At 70.1% G+C, this 19,097-nt stretch carries 16 protein-coding genes and 1 pseudogene; 8 read left to right on the top strand and 9 right to left on the bottom strand.

The window, feature by feature from the left end; genetic code table 11:
* The first annotated feature begins 129 nt into the window (after positions 1-129).
* Together ABTX18_RS07310 and ABTX18_RS07305 are read left to right on the top strand one after the other, a co-directional pair.
* Complete coding sequence (locus ABTX18_RS07310) at positions 130-1,197, top strand: LacI family DNA-binding transcriptional regulator (RefSeq protein WP_352121747.1); 1,068 nt, start codon at positions 130-132, stop codon at positions 1,195-1,197.
* A 134-nt stretch (positions 1,198-1,331) separates the two neighbouring features.
* A complete protein-coding gene (locus tag ABTX18_RS07305) occupies positions 1,332-2,258 on the top strand; it encodes a phosphatase PAP2 family protein (RefSeq protein ID WP_503061111.1) in 927 nt (308 codons plus the stop codon).
* Here the strand turns inward: ABTX18_RS07305 and ABTX18_RS07300 are convergent.
* From ABTX18_RS07300 to ABTX18_RS07290, 3 genes are all read right to left on the bottom strand, one after another.
* Positions 2,255-5,251: a bifunctional [glutamine synthetase] adenylyltransferase/[glutamine synthetase]-adenylyl-L-tyrosine phosphorylase gene (locus tag ABTX18_RS07300; RefSeq protein WP_352121745.1), complete on the bottom strand. Its 2,997-nt coding sequence runs from the start codon at positions 5,249-5,251 to the stop codon at positions 2,255-2,257. The genes ABTX18_RS07305 and ABTX18_RS07300 overlap by 4 nt on opposite strands.
* Before the next feature lie 544 nt (positions 5,252-5,795).
* Positions 5,796-6,623, bottom strand: a complete 828-nt coding sequence (locus ABTX18_RS07295; protein WP_352121744.1) for a putative protein N(5)-glutamine methyltransferase — start codon at positions 6,621-6,623, stop codon at positions 5,796-5,798.
* A 187-nt stretch (positions 6,624-6,810) separates the two neighbouring features.
* Positions 6,811-7,038, bottom strand: coding sequence for a hypothetical protein (locus ABTX18_RS07290; protein WP_352121743.1), 228 nt, complete (start codon positions 7,036-7,038; stop codon positions 6,811-6,813).
* Between the two features lie 130 nt (positions 7,039-7,168).
* On the opposite strand from ABTX18_RS07290, the gene ABTX18_RS07285 reads away from it, so the two are divergent.
* Positions 7,169-7,759, top strand: a complete 591-nt coding sequence (locus tag ABTX18_RS07285; protein ID WP_352121742.1) for a TetR/AcrR family transcriptional regulator — start codon at positions 7,169-7,171, stop codon at positions 7,757-7,759.
* 22 nt (positions 7,760-7,781) lie between these two features.
* Here ABTX18_RS07285 and ABTX18_RS07280 read toward each other — a convergent pair whose 3' ends face one another.
* Complete coding sequence (locus ABTX18_RS07280) at positions 7,782-8,333, bottom strand: isochorismatase family protein (protein WP_352121741.1); 552 nt, start codon at positions 8,331-8,333, stop codon at positions 7,782-7,784.
* A gap of 91 nt (positions 8,334-8,424) precedes the next feature.
* On the opposite strand from ABTX18_RS07280, the gene ABTX18_RS07275 reads away from it, so the two are divergent.
* On the top strand, positions 8,425-8,853 hold the full coding sequence (locus ABTX18_RS07275; RefSeq protein WP_352121740.1) for a hypothetical protein: 429 nt from the start codon (positions 8,425-8,427) through the stop codon (positions 8,851-8,853).
* A 141-nt stretch (positions 8,854-8,994) separates the two neighbouring features.
* On the opposite strand, the gene ABTX18_RS07270 is transcribed toward ABTX18_RS07275, so the two are convergent.
* From ABTX18_RS07270 to glnA2, 5 genes and pseudogenes are all read right to left on the bottom strand, one after another.
* Positions 8,995-9,360, bottom strand: a complete 366-nt coding sequence (locus ABTX18_RS07270; RefSeq protein ID WP_352121739.1) for a hypothetical protein — start codon at positions 9,358-9,360, stop codon at positions 8,995-8,997.
* 14 nt (positions 9,361-9,374) lie between these two features.
* Positions 9,375-10,634: an NsdA family TPR-like regulatory protein gene (locus tag ABTX18_RS07265; RefSeq protein WP_352121738.1), complete on the bottom strand. Its 1,260-nt coding sequence runs from the start codon at positions 10,632-10,634 to the stop codon at positions 9,375-9,377.
* An 809-nt stretch (positions 10,635-11,443) separates the two neighbouring features.
* On the bottom strand, positions 11,444-12,172 hold the full coding sequence (locus ABTX18_RS07260; RefSeq protein WP_352121737.1) for a DUF6193 family natural product biosynthesis protein: 729 nt from the start codon (positions 12,170-12,172) through the stop codon (positions 11,444-11,446).
* 626 nt (positions 12,173-12,798) lie between these two features.
* A pseudogene (locus tag ABTX18_RS07255) lies at positions 12,799-13,395 on the bottom strand (DUF6058 family natural product biosynthesis protein); the annotation flags it as partial.
* 181 nt (positions 13,396-13,576) lie between these two features.
* Positions 13,577-14,938 (bottom strand): gamma-glutamylpolyamine synthetase GlnA2, encoded by a 1,362-nt coding sequence (gene glnA2, locus ABTX18_RS07250; protein ID WP_136324925.1) that lies wholly within the window; start codon positions 14,936-14,938, stop codon positions 13,577-13,579.
* A gap of 243 nt (positions 14,939-15,181) precedes the next feature.
* Between glnA2 and ABTX18_RS07245 the strand changes: the two genes are divergently transcribed.
* The 4 genes from ABTX18_RS07245 (at position 15,182) to ABTX18_RS07230 (ending at position 19,037) form a co-directional block, all read left to right on the top strand.
* A complete protein-coding gene (locus ABTX18_RS07245; RefSeq protein WP_352121736.1) occupies positions 15,182-15,859 on the top strand; it encodes a thioredoxin-like domain-containing protein in 678 nt (225 codons plus the stop codon).
* Positions 15,860-15,876: 17 nt separating this feature from the next.
* Complete coding sequence (locus ABTX18_RS07240) at positions 15,877-16,635, top strand: DUF305 domain-containing protein (protein WP_352121869.1); 759 nt, start codon at positions 15,877-15,879, stop codon at positions 16,633-16,635.
* A 144-nt stretch (positions 16,636-16,779) separates the two neighbouring features.
* Positions 16,780-17,205: a CBS domain-containing protein gene (locus tag ABTX18_RS07235; protein ID WP_352121735.1), complete on the top strand. Its 426-nt coding sequence runs from the start codon at positions 16,780-16,782 to the stop codon at positions 17,203-17,205.
* 269 nt (positions 17,206-17,474) lie between these two features.
* Positions 17,475-19,037: a multicopper oxidase family protein gene (locus ABTX18_RS07230; protein WP_352121734.1), complete on the top strand. Its 1,563-nt coding sequence runs from the start codon at positions 17,475-17,477 to the stop codon at positions 19,035-19,037.
* The last annotated feature ends 60 nt before the right edge of the window (positions 19,038-19,097 follow it).

Here is a 19,097-nt window from a genome sequence, read left to right as displayed (position 1 = left end):
GCAAGACGTTGCTGCCGGACCGCTCCCCCGGCCCTCTGCGGACCCGTCCGCACGGCCGTCAGGGGGCGCTCTCGCCCGATTCCTGCGCATGGTGGGCAATCCGACCCCCGCCCGGTACAGTCCAGTCCCATGACCGCACGGCTTGCCGATATCGCAGCTCAGGCGGGGGTCAGCGAAGCGACGGTCAGCCGCGTACTGAACGGCAAACCCGGTGTTGCCGCGACCACCCGCGAATCCGTCCTCGCGGCGCTCGACGTGCTCGGCTACGAACGTCCCGTACGGCTGCGCCGGCGCAGCGCGGGCCTGGTCGGCCTGATCACGCCCGAGCTGGAGAACCCCATCTTCCCGGCGCTCGCCCAGGTCATCGGCCAGGCTCTGACGCGCCAGGGCTACACCCCGGTGCTGGCAACCCAGACGCCGGGCGGGTCCACCGAGGACGAGCTCACGGAGATGCTGGTCGACCGGGGCGTCTCCGGCATCATCTTCGTCTCCGGACTGCACGCCGACACCTCGGCCGACATGCAGCGCTACGAACAACTGCGAGCCCAGGGCGTTCCCTTCGTCCTCGTCAACGGTTTCTCTCCCAAGGTGCAGGCGCCGTTCATCTCGCCGGACGACCGGGCCGCCATGCGGCTCGCGGTGACCCACCTGGTCTCCCTCGGCCACACCCGGATCGGCCTCGCGGTCGGCCCGAAGCGCTTCGTCCCCGTACTCCGCAAGATCGAGGGCTTCCACGCCACGATGCGCGAGCAGTTGAACCTGACCGCTGACGAGGTGGAAGAGCTGATCCAGCACTCCCTGTACACACTGGAGGGCGGGCAGGCCGCCGCCTCGGCGCTCATGGAGCGCGGCTGCACGGCGGTGGTGTGCGCGAGCGACATGATGGCGCTGGGCGCGATCCGCGCCGCCCGCCGGCTCTCCCGGGAGGTGCCGCGCGACCTTTCGGTGGTCGGCTACGACGACTCGCCGCTCATAGCGTTCACCGATCCGCCGCTGACGACGATCCGGCAGCCGGTGACGGCGATGGGCCAGGCCGCGGTCCGCACGCTGCTCGAGGAGATCGGCGGCACACCCGCCCCGCACAGCGAGTTCGTCTTCATGCCGGAACTGGTCGTACGCGGCTCGACAGCCGCCGGCCCCGGCCCCGGCGCGACGGCCACCGCCCCAGCCGTCCCAGCGTCCCACGCGCGCTCGTAGCTCGCAGGACGTGCAACCGGCTTTCCACCGGAGGATCATCGGGCAGAGGGTGCAAATCTGGCAGACTCTGTTCTATGGGTGAATTGAGCGTGAAACCACAGGAAGGCCGCACGGAGGCCACCCCGTCACCCATCGTGAACGAGGCGGCCCCCGAGGCGAATACGAAGCAGGACGGCGGCTCCGGCCGGATCGGCACACTGCTCGGTCACGGCGTGGCAGGCCTCCGTTCCCCACGGTCGCCCCGGCGGCCGCGCCTCTGGTTCGAAATCCTGCTGATCGCGGTCAGTTACTGGCTGTACTCGCTGGTGCGCAACGCCGTCCCCGAACAGAAGGCAGCGGCCCTCTCCAACGCCGACTGGCTTTGGTCGGTCGAGCGGTTCATGGGCATCGCCGTGGAGCGGTCCGTCAACCACACGGTCAACTCGGTGACATGGCTGATCGTGTCGATGAACTACTACTACGCGACCCTGCACTTCGTGGTCACCATCGGTGTGCTCATCTGGCTGTTCCGCCGCCACCCCGGCCGCTACGCACCGGCCCGCCTGGCCCTGTTCGCGACCACGGCCGTGGCCCTGCTCGGCTACTACCTCTACCCGTTGGCGCCGCCCCGCCTGATGAACGGCGGCCACTTCATCGACACGGTCATGATCCATGAGACCTGGGGTTCGATGGCCTCGGGCAACTTCAAACAGATGTCGAACCAGTACGCGGCGATGCCCTCGATGCACATCGGCTGGTCCCTCTGGTGCGGCCTCACCCTCTTCGCCCTGGCCTCCGCCCCGTGGGCGCGCATCCTGGGCCTGCTCTACCCGACGGCCACCCTGATCGTGATCGTGGCGACCGCGAACCACTTCTGGCTGGACGCGGTGGGCGGCATGGCCTGCCTGGCCTTCGGTTACGCGGTGTCGTACGCCTGGTACGGAGCGCTGCCGCATCACCTCCCCAAACGCATCCCCCCGAAGCCGGCCGCCCGCACCCGCCTGACCGCGGTGACGCGACGCCCAAAGAGCGAGAAGGCAGCGGCGGGACGCACCTGGCCCTGCGGCAGGGACAGGCCCTAACCCCCCGCCGAATAGAACCGCTCCTCCACCACCGCCCGGGCCCGCCGCGTAATCCTCCGGTAGTCGTCCAACATGTCCCCGACATGCCCGGGCTCGTACCCCAGATACCGCCCCACGGCGGTCAGCTCCCGCGGCCCGGAGGGGAACGTGTCGCCCGGCCGCCCGCGCACCAGCATCACCGCGTTGCGGACCCGCGTCGCCAGGACCCACGCCTCGTCCAGCGTCTGCGCGTCCTCGCCCGAGATCAGCTCCGCCTCGCGCGCCGCGACCAGCGCCTGCCGCGTCCGCGTCGTGCGCAGCCCCGGCACCGCCGAGCCGTGCTGCATCTGCATCAGCTGGACCGTCCACTCGACGTCGCTCAGCCCGCCGCGCCCGAGCTTCGCGTGGAGCGTCGGGTCCGCGCCGCGCGGCAGCCGCTCGGACTCCATCCGGGCCTTGAGCCGCCGGATCTCCCGGACCGCGTCCTCCCCCAGCCCTTCCTCCGGATACCGCAGGGGATCGATGAGCTCGATGAAGTCGTGGCCCAGGTCCATGTCACCGGCCATCGGCTGGGCCCGCAGCAACGCCTGGCTCTCCCAGACCAGCGACCAGCGCCGGTAGTACGCCTCGTACGACTTCAGCGTGCGCACCAGCGGCCCGCTCTTGCCCTCGGGGCGCAGGTCGGCGTCGATGAGGAGCGGCGGGTCGGCGGTGGGCAGCTGGAGCAGCCGGCGCATCTCCGCGACCACCCGGTTCGCGGCGCGGCTCGCCTCCTGGTCGCCGACGCCCTCCCGGGGCGCGTGCACGAACAGGACGTCCGCGTCGGAGCCGTATCCGAGCTCGTGGCCGCCGAAGCGCCCCATGCCGATCACCGCGAACCGGGTGGGCAGGGTGTCGCCCCACTCCGCGCGGACGGCGGCGCGCAGGGCGCCGGCGATCGTGACGGCGTTCAGATCGGTGACGGCGGAGCCGACCCGGTCCACGAGCGCCCCCGGGTCGGATTCGGCCGGGTTCTCCTCGGTGCCGTACGAGCCGATGAGGTCCGCGGCCGTCGTACGGAACAGCTCCCGCCGCCGCACCCCGCGCACCACCGCCACCGCCGACTCCGCGTCCTCCGCGCGTCCCACCGCGGCCAGCACCTCCTGCTCCAGGTGCTCCCGGCTGCGAGGCTTCAGCCCCTGCGGGTCACCGAGGATCGCGACGGCCTCGGGGGCGCGCAGCAGCAGGTCGGGGGCGAGCCGCCCGGCGGACAGGACCCGGGCGAGGTTCTCCGCGGCCGCGCCCTCGTCGCGCAGGAGGCGCAGGTACCACGGGGTCTTGCCGAGCGCGTCGGACACCTTGCGGAAGCCGAGGAGTCCGGCGTCCGGGTCGGCGGAGTCGGCGAACCAGCCGAGGAGCACCGGCAGCAGCGTGCGCTGGATGGCGGCCTTGCGCGACACCCCGGAGGACAGCGCCTCCAGATGCCGCAGGGCGGCCGCCGGGTCCTCGTACCCGAGGGCGCCGAGACGGTACGCGGCAGCCCTCGTGCTGAGCCGGGACTCGCCGGGGGCGAGCTGGGCGACGGCGTCGAGGAGTGGCCGGTAGAACAGCTTCTCGTGCAGCCGCCGCACCACGGAGGCGTGCCGCTTCCACGCCTGGTTCAGTTCGGCGACGGGGTCGGTGCGCATCCCCAGGGAGCGGCCGAGCCGCCGCAGGTCCGGCTCGTCCACCGGGACGAGGTGGGTGCGGCGCAGTCGGTAGAGCTGGATGCGGTGCTCCATGGTGCGCAGGAAGCGGTAGGCGTCGTCCAGCTGGGCGGCGTCCACCCGCCCCACGTATCCGCCCCGGGCGAGCGCGCCCAGGGCCTCCAGGGTGGATCCGCTGCGCAGGGCGGGGTCGTTGCGGCCGTGCACGAGCTGGAGCAGCTGCACGGCGAACTCGACGTCCCGCAGTCCGCCCGGACCGAGCTTGATCTCGCGGTCGACCCGGTCGGCCGGGATGGTGTCGACGACGCGGCGGCGCATCTTCTGCACGTCGGGCACGAAGTTCTCGCGGTCTGCGGCCTGCCAGACGAGCGGCGAGACTGCCTCGACGTACTCGGCGCCCAGCTCCTCGTCGCCGGCCACCGGGCGGGCCTTGAGCAGCGCCTGGAACTCCCAGGTCTTGGCCCAGCGCTGGTAGTAGGCGAGGTGCGAGCTGAGCGTGCGCACCAGCGGCCCGTTGCGGCCTTCGGGCCGGAGGTTGGCGTCGACGGGCCAGATGGTGCCCTCGACGGTGTTGTCGGAACAGACCCGCATCATGTGCGCGGCCAGTCGGGTGGCGGCCTGCATGGCCGCGCTCTCCTCGGCGCCGTCGACGGCTTCCGCGACGAAGATGACGTCGACGTCGGAGACGTAGTTCAGCTCGTGGCCGCCGCATTTGCCCATGGCGATGACGGCGAGCCGGCACTGCGCGGCGTCGGCGGGCGCGGCCTCACGGGCGATGTCGAGCGCGGACCGGAGGGTGGCGGTGGCCAGGTCGGCCAGCTCGGCGGCGGCCTCGGCGACGTCCGTCGTGCCGCACACGTCGCGGGCCGCTATCGACAGCAGGCACCGGCGGTAGGCGACCCGCAGGGCGTCCGGATCATCGGCCCCGGCCAGCTCCCGTTCGAACTCCGGCACCCCGGGGTGCAGGTCGGCCGCCTCGTACGTGACGAGGGCCTGCCAGTCGCGCGGATGCCGGGCCAAGTGGTCGCCGAGCGCCTCGGACGCCCCGAGCACCCCGAGGAGCCGGTCCCGCAGGGGCTTGGCGGTGACGAGGGTGTCCAGCAGGATCTGCCGCTCGTCGGCCTCCTCGGCCTCGACGACCCGGACCAGGCCGCGCAGCGCCAGATCGGGGTCGGCGGTGGCCCCGAGGGCTTCGAGGAGCACGGGGTCCGACCGTACGGAGGACAGATCGTCCAGGTCGAGCAGCCGCTCGGCGGCCGACGGATCGGTGAAGCCGTGCCGCAGCAATCGGGTGAACGTGCTGCTCCTGCGCCCCGGCACCGTCGTCATTCCGCGCTCCTGCCCGCCGCCGATCAGCTATCCAGCCTTCCGAGCCTAGCTGGGGGGCGCGGGTTCCGTCCTCAATCGCCGGACGGGCTTGGTTTGTGCGGGTGCCCCCGCCGGGTGCGGGGCGCCACGCCGGTGGGTGGGGGGTGGGGTCCCTCCGGGGAGACTCCTCAGAAATGGCATGTGCGGCCGGGTGCGGAAACGACCCGAGTCGTACGCCATTTCCTGCGGGGACTCCCCTGCACGCCCCCACCCAGCCGTCTTGCGTGTGAACGCCCGGTGGATCGACTGCCGCAGACGCCAGACGGCCGGGGCCGGGGGCGTGCAGGGGAGTCCCCGCAGGACGACGAACACCGACCCGGGTCCATCACGTACCCGCCGAACGTTCGTCGTCCGAGGAGACGCCCCGGAGGGACCCCGGACCCCCACCCAGGGGCGTACCGCGCCTCCGCAACGCGGAGCACCCGCACCACTTCAAGCCCGTCCGGCGATTGAGGACAGAGACCCGGGCCAAGGGGAACCCGCACTCCGCGAGGGCCCCGCCCCATCAAGCCCGTCCGGCGCTTGAGGACAAAACCCCCCGCCCCGGAAAGGGCCGCGTCCCAATGACAACCGTGGCGTACAGCGTGTCGGACGTGACCACCCGCGCCACGAGCCCGCTGCCACCCACCACCTCCGCGGCCCGTTCCGCCTGACGTTCGCTCGTCTCGACCAGCAGGCTGCCGCCCGGGGCGAGCCACCGCGGCGCCTCGGCGGCCACCCGGCGCATGACGTCGAGGCCGTCGCCGCCCCCGTCGAGGGCGACGAGGGGTTCATGGACGCGCGCCTCGGCGGGCAGCAGGGCGACATCGTCGGTCGGTACGTACGGCACATTGGCGAGGAGCACGTCGACCCGCCCGCACAGGGCCCCGGGCAGAGGGGCGAAGAGGTCACCCTCGTAAACCCGGCCCAGGTCACCCACGTTCCGCCGGGCACAGCGGACCGCGGCGGGCTCGACGTCGGCGGCGTGGAGCTCCACCCCCTCCAGCGCCGCGGCAAGCGCGGCGCCGAGCGCGCCGGAACCGCAGCAGAGGTCGACCACGACGGCCGGGCTGGGGGCCAGTCGAGCGGCCTGGCGGATCAGGAACTCGGTGCGGCGACGGGGAACGAAGACGCCGGGGTCCACGGCAATGCGCAGGCCGCTGAACTCGGCCCAGCCGAGGACGTGTTCCAGGGGGTGGCCGACGACACGCCGTTCCACCATGGCGGCCAGTTCGACGGGACCGGCCGCGGTGGCGGCGATCAGGTCCGCCTCGTCCTCGGCGAAGACACAGCCGGCGGAGCGGAGAGTGGTGACGAGGGAGGAGAGGGCGAGCGGTGACAGCGGGACGGACATGGAGCGGAGCCTTTCGGGAAACGCCGATGGGTGCTCCGCGACCGGCTACGTCCGGTCGGCCACGCGATCATGTGAGGCGGGCACCCAGCCTGATACAGCGGTAATGGGTCCCACCTCCTTCGGTACGTCCCCGTGCGGGGATGCGAAACATTACCGCAGCCAGCCCCGGGCCGGATCCGACCAGGGCTCAGCGCCGCCTGGGCCCGTGGTCGTTACCCCCGTCGAAGAGGCGGTTGTGGACGGCGACCGACGTGTTCGCCGCCCTGATGTTGCGGATCTCGGAGCTGTGGTGGCGCTCGATCTGCTGGCCGTCGAAGTTCTCCGTACGGCGCCGCCGTTCCTTCAGCATCAGCTTCACGACCAGAGCGATGATCGTTGAAAGCAGCAGTCCGAACACCACGAAGACCTCGGTCATCGCCCATCCCCCCGTCCGCGGCCGACGGTGACGCCGCAGCCGTACGGCCATTGTCACTGGGACCCGCAGGTCCGGTCCAGTCCGTACGGCCGTTGCCCCCGGGAAGTTCCGGCTGCGGATAATGGCCCGCATGGAGCGCGCTGTGGGACTACGGGAACGCAAGAAGGAAGCCACCCGCCAGGCCGTGCACGAAGCGGCCTTGCGGCTGACCGTCGAGCACGGCTTCGAGCAGCTCACGGTGGAGGCCGTGGCGGACGCGGCCGGGATCTCCCGCAGAACGTTCTCCAACTACTTCGCCGGCAAGGAGGACGCCCTCCTCCACGGCGAGGAGCAGCAGATCAGGGAGCTGGTCCGGGCCGTACGCGAGCGCCCCGCCGAGGAGGGGGCCTGGGCGGCGCTGCGGGCGGCCATGACCCAGTTCGCGGAGCGCGTCGCACCCCCGGAACGCGAATGGGCCGTCCGTACCCGACTCGCCATGCAGCACCCCTCCCTCCTGGCCCGTCAGCTCGCCAACCACGCGGCGCTGGAGCGCGACTTGGCCGAGGCCGTGGCCGGCCGCACGACCCACTCGTCACACCCGGTCCGCCCTCTGGTCCTCGCGGCGGCGTTCCTCTCCTCGCTGCGGATCGCGATGCGCATGTGGATCGAGGAGGACCTGGCCCGGGAGCCCATCGACGTGATCGACGAGATCCTGGACGAGATGGGGCGGAGCTTCGCCTGAGCCGTGCAGCCCCGCCCCGGCCTCACCCCTCGGGCGCGTTCACCTTCGGCGCCAGGAAGTCGATCTCTGCTGCGGCCAGGACCCGAACGCTGCGGTCAGGGAAGTCGATGTGCCGGTAGATCTCGTTGTGATGGGCGATCGACTGGTCCGGAGGGACGAAGTCCGTCGGCTGGGGGCGGAGCGATGTGGTGTGCCCGTCCGCCACCAGCACCAGGTCGTAGCCGTGGCTGAGGGCCTGGCGGGCCGTGGTCTCCACGCAGTTCTCGGTGGCGAAGCCGGTGACCAGGACCTCTGTCACGCCGAGCCGGACGAGCGTCTCGTCGAGATCAGTGTTCAGGAAGGCGTCGGCGCAGGTCTTCGTCACCACCGCCTCTCCCTTCCGCGGTGTCAGTCCCGGCAAGACATCGCCGCACCCTTGCTGCTGGACCGTGACGACGGGAACGCTCGCGGCGCGCGCCCGGGAGCTGAGCCCCGCGATGGTTCCGACGGCGTGGTCGGCGCGGTGCATGATCGGCCTCATATCGCGCTGCATGTCGATGACGAGGAGCGCGGCACGGTGCGGGGTCGGTGGCATCGGCCTACCGTAGTGCTCCTCCGTGTGGCGACGGGCAGTCCCCGAGGCACCTGTGTCGGCCGGCGTCTGTTTCCCCTTCATACTGCCCGCCATGAGTGATCGCTACGAGATGATCCTGTCCTGCTTCATGCGCAACGACTCGCCGGAGTCCGCCCTGTCCACGCTGCGCTGGCATCTGGGCCTGGCCCGCGACTGCCCGGAAGACCTCGACGAGGACGACCACCCTTGGCAGTTGCTCATCCCGTCCCCGCAATCCCGGTTGCCCGGAGGCGACGCGGCGGTCCTGCGGGAATCGGAGAGGCTGGACGAGCAGGGTCTTCCCCTGTGGGAACTCTTCGCCCGGAACTACTGGGTCGACGACAATCTGCTGTACGTCGACACCCTGCTCGAAGTGCTGGCGCCGCACATCGCGTTCCCCGGGTACGGCGGCCATCTGCGCCACGAATTCGACACGGAACCGGTCGTGTTCGTCTTCCGCAACGGGGAATACACCCAAGTGCCACCGGATCGCGCCGGATGATCCGGGCCGCGCGGACTACGACGGTGTTCCCCCGCCACCCTCACTGGAGGCGGCGAGCAGCTCGACGCCCCGCAGCCACCCCGCGGAGCAAAACCATCGGCTCTGCTCCCTGCGGAAGCGGACTGAAAGAAGACACGCCGGTCACACCGACATTGCCTCGATGGCCTCGAAGATATCGGCGTCGGTCTCCTGCTGCCAGGTCGGCAGATCACGCCAGTCCGCCACGTACCCGGGCTTCGGATCCTCGAAGTGCTTGAACATCTGGGCCGTCCAACACGTCGCGACGAAGCGGCTCTTCTGCTCGCGGGAGAGCCTCGACGCATGGCCGTCGCTGAGCTCGACGAACTGCCGGACCTGTTCGTAGACCGATCCCGCTGCCTCGCGCTCCCACTTGGGTGTGTCGCCCCACGGGGTGACGTATCCCGCCTTCGGCTCGCCGGGGAAGTGCCGGCGCACTCCGGCAATCCAGGTTTCCCGGAACAGCCGTGCACCGTCGCTCTGCGACATGTCTCTCTCCCTCGTCATGGCGCGCTCAGCGCGGCAATCTCCGCCCCCAGCTCGGCCACTCGATGATCTCGGCTCAAGGGACCGAACTCGTCACGCAGGGACAGGAGTCTACGGGCGACATACCCCGACCCCGAAGCGCGGGCCAGGCTGATGGCCTCATTTCCGTACGCGACGACTTGTTCGGCGTCCCGCCGCTTCGCGCCGATGGCCGCAAGGTCGGTGAGCACCGCGCCACGTCGCCGGTACGACTGTCCGGACGCCAGGGCTGGCTGATGCAGAGCATCCTGCAGGGCACGCTCCGCCAGGTCGAGTCGGCCCAGCTGTACGTAGCGGGAGCCCCGCTCCTCCACCAGACGTGCTCCGTCGAACCTGAGCCAACCGCCTTTGACGCTTCCGGCGGCGAGATCGACGACGCTCTCTGCCTGATCCATTGCGCGTTCGCACGCATCCAGGTCTCCGAGGCCTGCGTATGCTTCAGCTTGGACGGATGCCACCCAATGGCGCGTGGAGAGGTTGGTGTCACCCTTGCCGGCCAGCCGTGCGGCGACACCGAGGATCTGCACGGCTTGCCGGTAGCGACGCTCGGACAGGTCCACGTAGGCGTGCCGGACGAGCGCGCACGCCCAGAGGTCGTACGCTCCGGCGTCCTTGCTGACTGATGCCGCCAGTGAGTATGAAGCTGCGGCGTCGGAGTATCTGCTGCCGTCGAACGCAACCTCGCCTGCCAACTGGAAGAGGTCCGCCGCCGCGCTCAACAGAGGGCGGTTGCTGCCCCGGCCTTCCGCAAGTGCGTCACTCAGAGCTGTCAGTTGGTCCTGAATGACGGGGTAGACGGCACCTTTGGAGCGCGCCAGTTGGTAGACCTGCCAGAGGTGCCCGTTCATGAGTGCGAAGTCAGCAGGAGTCCCCCTGTTCACGCCCTCGACGAGCACCTCGGCGTCCTCCACCGGCAGGGCGGCCAGGGCTCCGCTGATGGTCAGTATGCGCAGAAATTCGCGGCGGATCATCTCGTCGGGGTCTCCCGCGTTCTGGAGCTCGTTGGGCTGCTGCTGTCCGGCAGCTTCCAGGCCTGCTGCGGTACACGGTGGTGACGCGAGGACATCCAGCTCTTGGAGACTGATTTCCAGCGCAAGAGCCAAGCCTCGCCGCTGGGTCGGCTGAGGACGGGTCCGGCCGCTTTCCCAACGTCCGATCGTCGTGCGGTCCACGCCGACCAGCTGTGCCAATTCCTCCTGACTGTAGCCCAGGGCCTTGCGTCGCTCCGCCAGTCCCATGCCGTGCCTTTCCGTAGCTCCGGCCGCTGCGGTACCCCTGCCCATTTCTGCGTCAAGAGTGCCGCATCGATGCCGTGGAGGTCTGAAACTCCACGCGCTTTTCTAGGTGTTGATCGAGATCAGCAGGCAGTGACACATGGAGGAGTCCGGTCGTGACCACGAAAAGCAAAAAGCTGGCACAAGAACTGGGCCATGTCACGAGAACGCAAGTCGACAGCACGGGAGAGCGGGTGGCCATGACGCTCAGAGTCTCCCGCGACTCCGGACGAACCTGGGGGCTCCGCACAGAAGTGCGGATCGGAACGGGCCCGGTGGTCCCGGTCAGCCTTTGCGCCTTCCCGCCCTGCGCATGCCCACGCTGCACAGGCCGCGAACGGAACTCCGCCGAATTCGTCCGGACGGTGTCGTAATGCGGTGTGCGCTCTGGCGCCGTCTGCCGCCTGCCCTGGCACAGGACGCCCGTCAGACGTCGGCCTCGGGGTGCGTCGACAGCGCCGTCCAGTGTCAGCTGCCCCGGCACGAAGCGGGCCCGCACTACGGCCTTCTCGAAGACACGCGGCCCACCGCCGCCCTGTGGCTCCGGTGGCAGGGGACGGATGTTGAGCTGACGGTGCTCCCGGACTGCCCGGCCGTCGCACCAGGGCTCGATGGAGACGGTTGCTGCTTGTTCGCCGGCCACCCACACCAGCACACCTGGGAAGAAGCGCTCCCCGAAGAGGACGCGCTGCGCATCTCCTGATCACCGATCCATCCAGCGGAAGGCAGCTCGTCGACGGCGGCGCCCACTCCCAGGCCGAACGGTTCCTCGCTCAATCCACCCCGGGTGTCATCGCAACCAGGTCGGAGGGCAGATGACGCAGGGCCATAGACACGGCTGCCTCCGCTGTTGCGGCCTCGGCGAGGACCTCGCCCATGTAGTGGGCGCTGACGGAGTAGGGCTTCTGCCGGTGCGCGTCCAGGCACAGCGGGACGGTAGTGAGGCGCGGGCGCGTACTGGTGGAGAATCGCAGTGTCCAGTGGCTGGTGAACGGGTAGAGCCTCCGCAGTGCCGGTTCCGCGTACGCGGCCTCGATGAGTGCGCGGTACTCCGGCCCGTCCATCTCACTGGCCTCTGTACGCAGGTGCTGCCACTCGGACTCGGTCAGGTGCACCGGATCGTGGTCAGGCACCTCGAACCGCCCCGTGAGATGAACAAACGGCGCAACGCGGCGAATCTCGGCCAGCTCTGCCCCGTTGTGCCAGGCACACGCGGCCCGAGCAAGCTGAGCGATATCATGCGTGTTGCCCTCTATGAGCGCCATGTTCTGAAACGTCTCGCAGCCGCGGATCGACCAACGACGTTCCACCGCCCAGGCACCGATATCCAGAGCCGTCCGATGCGGAACCACACTCATGACCGAGGCATGGCGCAGCGAATCGGAAGCCTCGAACCGCACGTCGAGGTCTTCCTCGTCCGCTGCGGCCTGGAGCGCGGCAGCGAGACTGCCTTCAACTGCGATGTCGGGATACAGGTCGGCTGGATCACGGGAGGCTGCCATGAAGGAATATTTTGCCGCCTTCTCGGCTCCTGCCGCAGTCGAGACGAGTGTTTCGATTGCCGCTACTGCTCCGGCAGGCCCAACGGATCTGCCCAACCTCGATCAATCGCAGCGCTCATGCGCTTACGCCTCGGCAGAGAATGAACGCGTGCTTCCCCCTCGACTGCTCTGGCGTGACCCCAGGCCCATCCCTCGGCTGAACCGGCAGGAACCGGTGACCGTGATCCTCAGTGATCCCGGTTTCCACGAACCGAGGGGCGATGACAACTGCGAGGTGTTCGGCTACTTCTGCCGGTCGCATGACCGCCCCTACCTGCACGACTCCTGCGGGGAAGGTCCGCACCTCGTCGCCTTGGACTGCCAGGAGCACGGACTGGAGAAAATGTGGCCCCAGCCGGTCATGCTGATGTTCCCCGAAGGATTCGATCCGCCACTGAGTGACGCCCAGTCGGCGTGGCTACGGGCAGAAGACGAGGACGCCCGGCCGCGGCAGGCAACGGCCCGTTCGAATCCGCCCAGCAGCGGTAGCGTGCGGTGAGCGCGGCCACCTCGTCGAGCTTCCCGAAGCCCGTGCGGCACGAGGGATCGCAACCGGCCCTCAGAACGCCGCCCACCTGTCCGGGGCAAGGACGTGGGAAGCGAGCGCGCACGGCGTCGATGCAGATGTCCCGTGACGTGGGTCCGCCGAACCGAAGCCGGTCGTAAGCCGTGAAGTCCGGTTCCAGCGCATCGAGGTCGTCAACCATTGCGTGCAGCCGCTCAACCCACTGGGCCGACCCGGCATCCGGATCGTCCTCCGAGACACCGATCGCGGTCGTCAGATGCTCCTTGCGCTGAATGGCGGCCGGGGTCACCGAGTGCAGGCACACGTACTGACCGCTGAGATACGCGTTCCACTCCGAATTCCCGGTGCCCGGGTCGGCCCACTGAGCGGTGAACCACGCTTCGAGCAGATGTACACCGCCCGCTTCGTCGGCGAGAGCGAACAAGTCGGCCGGCACCATCTCCGCACCGTCGGAGCGCAGATACCCAGGGAGCGGCAGACGCTGCTCCAGCATCAGCCGGCGGACGGCATCGGCATCGCGGCCGTGGACTGCGCACAGCCGTTCCAGGGTGATGAACTGCGCGCTGACATAGGCGTCATCGGCTTCGCTCATCGGATGGTCGCCGTTGACCTCACGAAACCGCTCGGCCACCTGCTGCTCCAGGCCTGCGTCCGGCATCGGGCGCCTCCGGTGCTTACGAGCGCGGGCATCTCCCGCACAGGGCTTCGCACGCTACCGGCGGGACGGTTCGGCGCTCACCGAACCGTCGAGGGGCCCAGCACTCCTGACACAGCTTCGGGCCGACGGTACGAAACCGTCGGCCCGATGCCATCCGTATACCCACAGGCGCGAGCGGCGCCTACAGCACCGGCAGCAGCGCCTTCAGCTCGAAGGCGGTGACCTCGCTGCGGTACTCCTCCCACTCCTGCTTCTTGTTGCGCAAGAAGAAGTCGAAGACGTGCTCGCCGAGTGTCTCGGCGACCAGTTCGCTCTTCTCCATCAGCGCGATCGCCTCGCCCAGGTTCTGCGGCAGCGGCTCGATGCCCATCGCGCGGCGCTCCGCGTCGGAGAGGGCCCAGACGTCGTCGTCGGCGCCGGCCGGGAGTTCGTAGCCCTCCTCGATGCCCTTGAGGCCCGCGGCCAGGAGCACCGCGTACGTCAGGTAGGGGTTGGCGCCGGAGTCGATGGAGCGGACCTCGACGCGGGCCGAGCCGGTCTTGCCGGGCTTGTACATCGGGACGCGGATGAGCGCCGAGCGGTTGTTGTGGCCCCAGCAGATGTACGAGGGGGCCTCGCCGCCGGCGCCCGCTGCGCGGGAGGAGCCGCCCCAGATGCGCTTGTAGGAGTTGACCCACTGGTTGGTGACGGCGGAGATCTCCGCGGCGTGCTTGAGCAGGCCCGCGATGAAGGAGCGCCCCACCTTTGAGAGCTGGTATTCGGCGCCGGACTCGTAGAACGCGTTGCGGTCGCCCTCGAAGAGGGAGAGGTGGGTGTGCATGCCCGAGCCGGGGTACTCCGAGAACGGCTTCGGCATGAAGGTCGCCTGCACGCCCTGCTCCAGCGCGACCTGCTTCATGACCAGGCGGAACGTCATGATGTTGTCGGCGGTGGAGAGCGCGTCCGCGTACCGCAGGTCGATCTCCTGCTGGCCGGGGGCGCCCTCGTGGTGGCTGAACTCGACCGAGATACCCATGGACTCGAGCATGGTGATCGCCTGGCGGCGGAAGTCCATGCCGACGTTCTGCGGGGTGTGGTCGAAGTAGCCGGAGCTGTCGGCGGGGGTGGGGCGGGTGCCGTCGACCGGCTTGTTCTTCAGCAGGAAGAACTCGATCTCCGGGTGGGTGTAGAAGGTGAAGCCCAGGTCCGAGGTCTTGGCCAGGATGCGCTTGAGCACGTAGCGCGGGTCGGCGAAGGAGGGCGAGCCGTCGGGCATGAGGATGTCGCAGAACATCCGGGCCGTGCCGGGGGCCTCCGCTCGCCAGGGCAGGATCTGGAACGTGCCCGGGTCCGGCTTGGCGATCATGTCGGACTCGTACACCCGGGCGAAGCCCTCGATGGCAGAGCCATCGAAGCCGATGCCCTCGTCAAACGCCTGTTCCAGCTCGGCGGGGGCCACGGCCACGGACTTGAGGTAACCGAGCACGTCGGTGAACCACAGCCGTACGAACCGGATGTCGCGCTCCTCAAGCGTCCTGAGGACGAATTCCTGCTGCTTGTCCATAGCCACATCCTTGCAGTTCAGACGGTCCGTGCACCACCGCCCGGGGTAAGGGGGAGAGTCCAGTATCACGACCCCGGATTTCACCCAGATTACGCACCCGGCGTGAGATGGAGCACTCGGCCACCCACTACGATCGTCGGCCATGGTGCGTACGGGGTGCGGAGGCTTCACGACTGCCCCGCGCGCACCGGTTCCCGACCCCGTTCCGTCCTCTCATCGCCCCTTCGCAGAAGGACTCACGACATGAGCTTCGACCGCAGGACCCGCATAGAGCAGATGCGCAAGGCGGACCGGGCGCGTGACCGCCGCAGCCGCGTGCTGGTCATAAGCATCAGCGCCGTCGTCGTCGCAGGTCTCGTCAGCTTCGGCGCCTACACGCTGGTCGACAAGTCGCAGGCTTCGGCCGACCAGAAGGCGGCCGACGCCAAGAACGCCGAACAGTCCGAGGCGGAGAAGAAGGAACTCGCCGACGGTCCGATCAAGGGCGAGAGGACGTGGGACGCGAAGAAGCTGACCCGCAACCACGTCACCGAGAACGTCACGTACCCGATGAAGCCGCCGGTCGGCGGTGACCACAGCCCCGTCTGGATGAACTGCGACGGCGACGTATACAAGACGGCGATTCCTGACATGAACGCCGTGCACGCGCTTGAGCACGGGTCGGTGTGGGTGACGTACACGGACAAGGCCCCGGCCGCCGACGTGGACAAGCTCGCCGAGCGGGTCGGGAAGACGCCGTACTCGCTGATGAGCCCGTACAAGGACCAGGCCGGCACGATCATGCTGAGCGCCTGGGGCAAGCAGGTCACGGTGGACAGTGCCGATGACCGCCGGGTCGCGCAGTTCTTCGCCAAGTACGTGCAGGGGCCGCAGACGCCCGAGCCGGGCGCGGCGTGCACCGGCGGACGGGCGGCTCCGTGACGGAGACGACGGAGGTGATGGACACGACCGAGGTGACGGAGGTGGGGCAGGACGCGGACTCCGCCCGTCGCACGCGGCGCGTCCGGTGGACCGCCGGTTCCGCCGTCGCGCTCGCGCTGCTCTTCGCGGGCGCGGCGACCGTCGCCTCCGCGCGGGGCGACGGGGCGGACCATCACGCGGCCGCCTCCGCCGCGCAGGTCCCGGGGACGGATTCCGCGGACGCCGGCTTCGCCCGTGACATGGCCGTCCACCACCAGCAGGCCGTGGAGATGTCGTTCATCGTGCGCGACCGCACGGACGACGAGGACGTACGCCGGTTCGCGTACGACATCGCCAACACGCAGGCCAACCAGCGGGGCATGCTGCTCGGCTGGCTGGACCTGTGGGAGCTGCCGAAGGCGGCCGCCGGGCAGGAGCCGATGGCCTGGATGGCCGGCGGACACCACGCGGGCCACGACATGGCCGGGATGCCGGGCATGGACGGCGGTTACGAGGCCCATGACGGGTCCCTCATGCCCGGCATGGCGACCCGGACCGAGCTCGGACAGCTCCGCAGGGCCGGCGGCAAGCAGGCCGAGATCCTGTACCTCCAGCTGATGACCGACCACCACAGGGGCGGTGTCGACATGGCCCGCGGCTGCGCGGACCTGTGCAGCGTGAAGGCGGAGAAGCGGCTGGCCCGGGGCATGGTCGAGGGCCAGCAGTCCGAGCTGCAGGCCATGGCCGCGATGCTGTCGGAACGGGGCGCCGCGCCCAGGCCCGTGAAGGTGCCCTGAGGCGACTGCCTGCGGCTCCGGGGGCTCGGGACCGCCTCACCCGAATGGGTGATAGCGGTCGCGGGCCCCTACCGGGCCCATGACGATGGGTTGGCTGCTCGGGGTCGTACGGAAGTGCCCATCGGCACGCAGGAGGAATCCCTCATGACCACCGCCAAGGACATCATGCACAGCGGCGCCACCTGGATCCCGGCGCACGAGACCCTCGACCGCGCCGCCCAGATGATGCGCGACCACGAAGTCGGGGCGCTGCCCATCTCGGAGAACGGCGGCCAGGACCGGATGGTCGGCATCCTCACGGACCGCGACATCGTCGTCGCGTGTGTGGCGGCGGGCCGGGACCCGTCGAAGGTGACCGCCGGCGACCTGGCGCAGGGCACCCCGCGCTGGATCGACGCGCAGGCCGGGGTGGACCAGGTGCTGGAGGAGATGCAGACCCACCGGATCCGCCGGCTGCCCGTGATCGAGAACAAGAAGCTGATCGGCATGATCAGTGAGGCCGACCTGGCCCAGCACCTGTCGGACGACCAGATCGCCGGCTGGGCGGAGATGGTCTACTCCCGCCACTGACCGGCACGCCGTACGACCGGACGGCCCACCTTCTCTGCCCAGCCGGACGGCCGGGCACCCCAGCCGCGCGGACGGTCCGCCGTCTCCGCCGCGCGGACGGCCGGGCACCCCCGCCGCGCGGACGCGCCCGGATGACGATGCCGTCGGCCGTCGGCGGAGTCGGCAGGCCACCCCGCCGCGCGGGCGGGCCCGGATGGCCCGCCCTGTCCGCCGCGCGGAGGGGGCGGACCATCACCGCCCCCATGCCCGGCATGAGTAATCTGTCCGGTATGTCCGCTCAGTTTTCTCGCCGTGCCATGCTCGGCGCCTCGATCGCCCTTGCCGGTACGGGAGTTCTCGCCGACCGCGCCGCCGCGTCCCCCTCCGCCGCGCATCATCCGGCCGCCTCCGCCACCACCGTCCCGGAGGGGTACGTCTCCCCCGACGGGCCCGAGGTCGCCGCGGCCGAGCAGCGGCGGGGCGCCGGTCCCGAGCGCAGGGTCGCCCTGACCGCGACCCCGTCCCGGCTCGACCTGGGCGGCGGACTCACCGTCAGCTCGTGGGCGTACGGGGACCGGCTCCCCGGACGGGAGATCCGGGTCACCGCGGGCGACACGCTCGCGCTCACCCTCGCCAACCACCTGCCGGACCCCACCTCCCTGCACTGGCACGGACTCGCCCTGCGCAACGACATGGACGGGGTGCCGGGGCTGACCCAGCGGGCCATCGGGGCGGGAACGGACTTCGCGTACCGGTTCGCGGTGCCCGACCCCGGCACGTACTGGCTCCACCCGCACTCGGGCGTCCAGCTGGACCGCGGGCTCTACGCCCCGCTGATCGTGGAGGACCCGAAGGAGCCCCTGTCGTACGACAAGGAGTGGGTCCTCGTCCTGGACGACTGGGTCGACGGGGTGGACGGCTCCACCCCCGACTCGGTGCTCCGGGAGCTCACCGGTGGCCGAGGCGGCCACGGCGGGCACGGGATGGCCGCGTCGCCCGCGGCGGACGAGGGCGACGGGCCCTCTCGGATGCTGAGGGGCGCGACCAGTGAGCTGCTGGGCGGCGACCCCGGGGATGTGGACTATCCGTACTACCTGGTCAACGGCCGCGTGCCGGAGGATCCGTGCGCCTTCGTCGCACGGCCGGGCGACCGGATCCGGTTGCGGATCATCAACGCGGGCGGCGACACCGCCTTCCGCGTGGCACTCGGCGGCCACCGGATGACGGTGACGCACACCGACGGCTTCCCGGTCCGGCACACCACGACGGACGCCCTGCTGATCGCGATGGGCGAGCGGTACGACGTGCTGGTCACGGCCGGGGACGGGGTGTTCCCGCTGACCGCGCTCGCCGAAGGCAAGAACGCCTCGGCGATGGCCCTGCTGCGGACCGGGGGCGGCGCGGCACCCGGCGCTTCCGTACGGCCGAAGGAGCTGGACGGCGAACTGGTCACGGCCGACCGGCTGTCCCCGGACCCCTCCGTGGCCCTGTCCGCCCGCGAGCCCGACCGGACGGTACTCATGCGGCTGACCGGGTCCATGGAGGCGTACGACTGGGCCTTCGACCGGAAGCCGTACACCGCCGACCAGCGCCATCCGGTGAAGGCCGGAGAGCGGGTCCGGCTGGAGTTCCGCAATCCGACCGCGATGTGGCACCCCATCCATCTGCACGGACACACCTTCGCGCTGGCCGGCGGCGCGGCCGGGGCCCGTAAGGACACCGCGATCGTGCTGCCCCGGCAGACGCTGACCGTCGACCTCGACGCGGACAACCCGGGTCTGTGGATGCTCCACTGCCACAACCTGTACCACGCGGAGGCGGGCATGATGACGGTCCTCGGCTACCGCCGCTGACCGGCCTCCTGGCGGACCGCCCCACTTTTCGGGCGGCCCGCCAGGACATCGCGTCAGTCA

Source organism: Streptomyces sp. NPDC096323 (genome assembly GCF_040302845.1).
Taxonomy (GTDB): Bacteria; Actinomycetota; Actinomycetes; order Streptomycetales; family Streptomycetaceae; genus Streptomyces.
This window is presented reverse-complemented; position numbering and strand designations above follow the sequence as displayed.

What these genes read in the sequence shown, in the direction of transcription:
- ABTX18_RS07310 (WP_352121747.1), top strand. Translation starts at nt 130, where the DNA reads ATGACCGCACGGCTTGCCGATATCGCAGCTCAGGCGGGGGTCAGCGAA.
- ABTX18_RS07300 (WP_352121745.1), bottom strand. Translation starts at nt 5,251, where the DNA reads ATGACGACGGTGCCGGGGCGCAGGAGCAGCACGTTCACCCGATTGCTG.
- ABTX18_RS07295 (WP_352121744.1), bottom strand. Translation starts at nt 6,623, where the DNA reads ATGTCCGTCCCGCTGTCACCGCTCGCCCTCTCCTCCCTCGTCACCACT.
- ABTX18_RS07290 (WP_352121743.1), bottom strand. Translation starts at nt 7,038, where the DNA reads ATGACCGAGGTCTTCGTGGTGTTCGGACTGCTGCTTTCAACGATCATC.
- ABTX18_RS07285 (WP_352121742.1), top strand. Translation starts at nt 7,169, where the DNA reads ATGGAGCGCGCTGTGGGACTACGGGAACGCAAGAAGGAAGCCACCCGC.
- ABTX18_RS07280 (WP_352121741.1), bottom strand. Translation starts at nt 8,333, where the DNA reads ATGCCACCGACCCCGCACCGTGCCGCGCTCCTCGTCATCGACATGCAG.
- ABTX18_RS07275 (WP_352121740.1), top strand. Translation starts at nt 8,425, where the DNA reads ATGAGTGATCGCTACGAGATGATCCTGTCCTGCTTCATGCGCAACGAC.
- ABTX18_RS07270 (WP_352121739.1), bottom strand. Translation starts at nt 9,360, where the DNA reads ATGTCGCAGAGCGACGGTGCACGGCTGTTCCGGGAAACCTGGATTGCC.
- ABTX18_RS07265 (WP_352121738.1), bottom strand. Translation starts at nt 10,634, where the DNA reads ATGGGACTGGCGGAGCGACGCAAGGCCCTGGGCTACAGTCAGGAGGAA.
- ABTX18_RS07260 (WP_352121737.1), bottom strand. Translation starts at nt 12,172, where the DNA reads ATGGCAGCCTCCCGTGATCCAGCCGACCTGTATCCCGACATCGCAGTT.
- glnA2 (WP_136324925.1), bottom strand. Translation starts at nt 14,938, where the DNA reads ATGGACAAGCAGCAGGAATTCGTCCTCAGGACGCTTGAGGAGCGCGAC.
- ABTX18_RS07245 (WP_352121736.1), top strand. Translation starts at nt 15,182, where the DNA reads ATGAGCTTCGACCGCAGGACCCGCATAGAGCAGATGCGCAAGGCGGAC.
- ABTX18_RS07240 (WP_352121869.1), top strand. Translation starts at nt 15,877, where the DNA reads ATGGACACGACCGAGGTGACGGAGGTGGGGCAGGACGCGGACTCCGCC.
- ABTX18_RS07235 (WP_352121735.1), top strand. Translation starts at nt 16,780, where the DNA reads ATGACCACCGCCAAGGACATCATGCACAGCGGCGCCACCTGGATCCCG.
- ABTX18_RS07230 (WP_352121734.1), top strand. Translation starts at nt 17,475, where the DNA reads ATGTCCGCTCAGTTTTCTCGCCGTGCCATGCTCGGCGCCTCGATCGCC.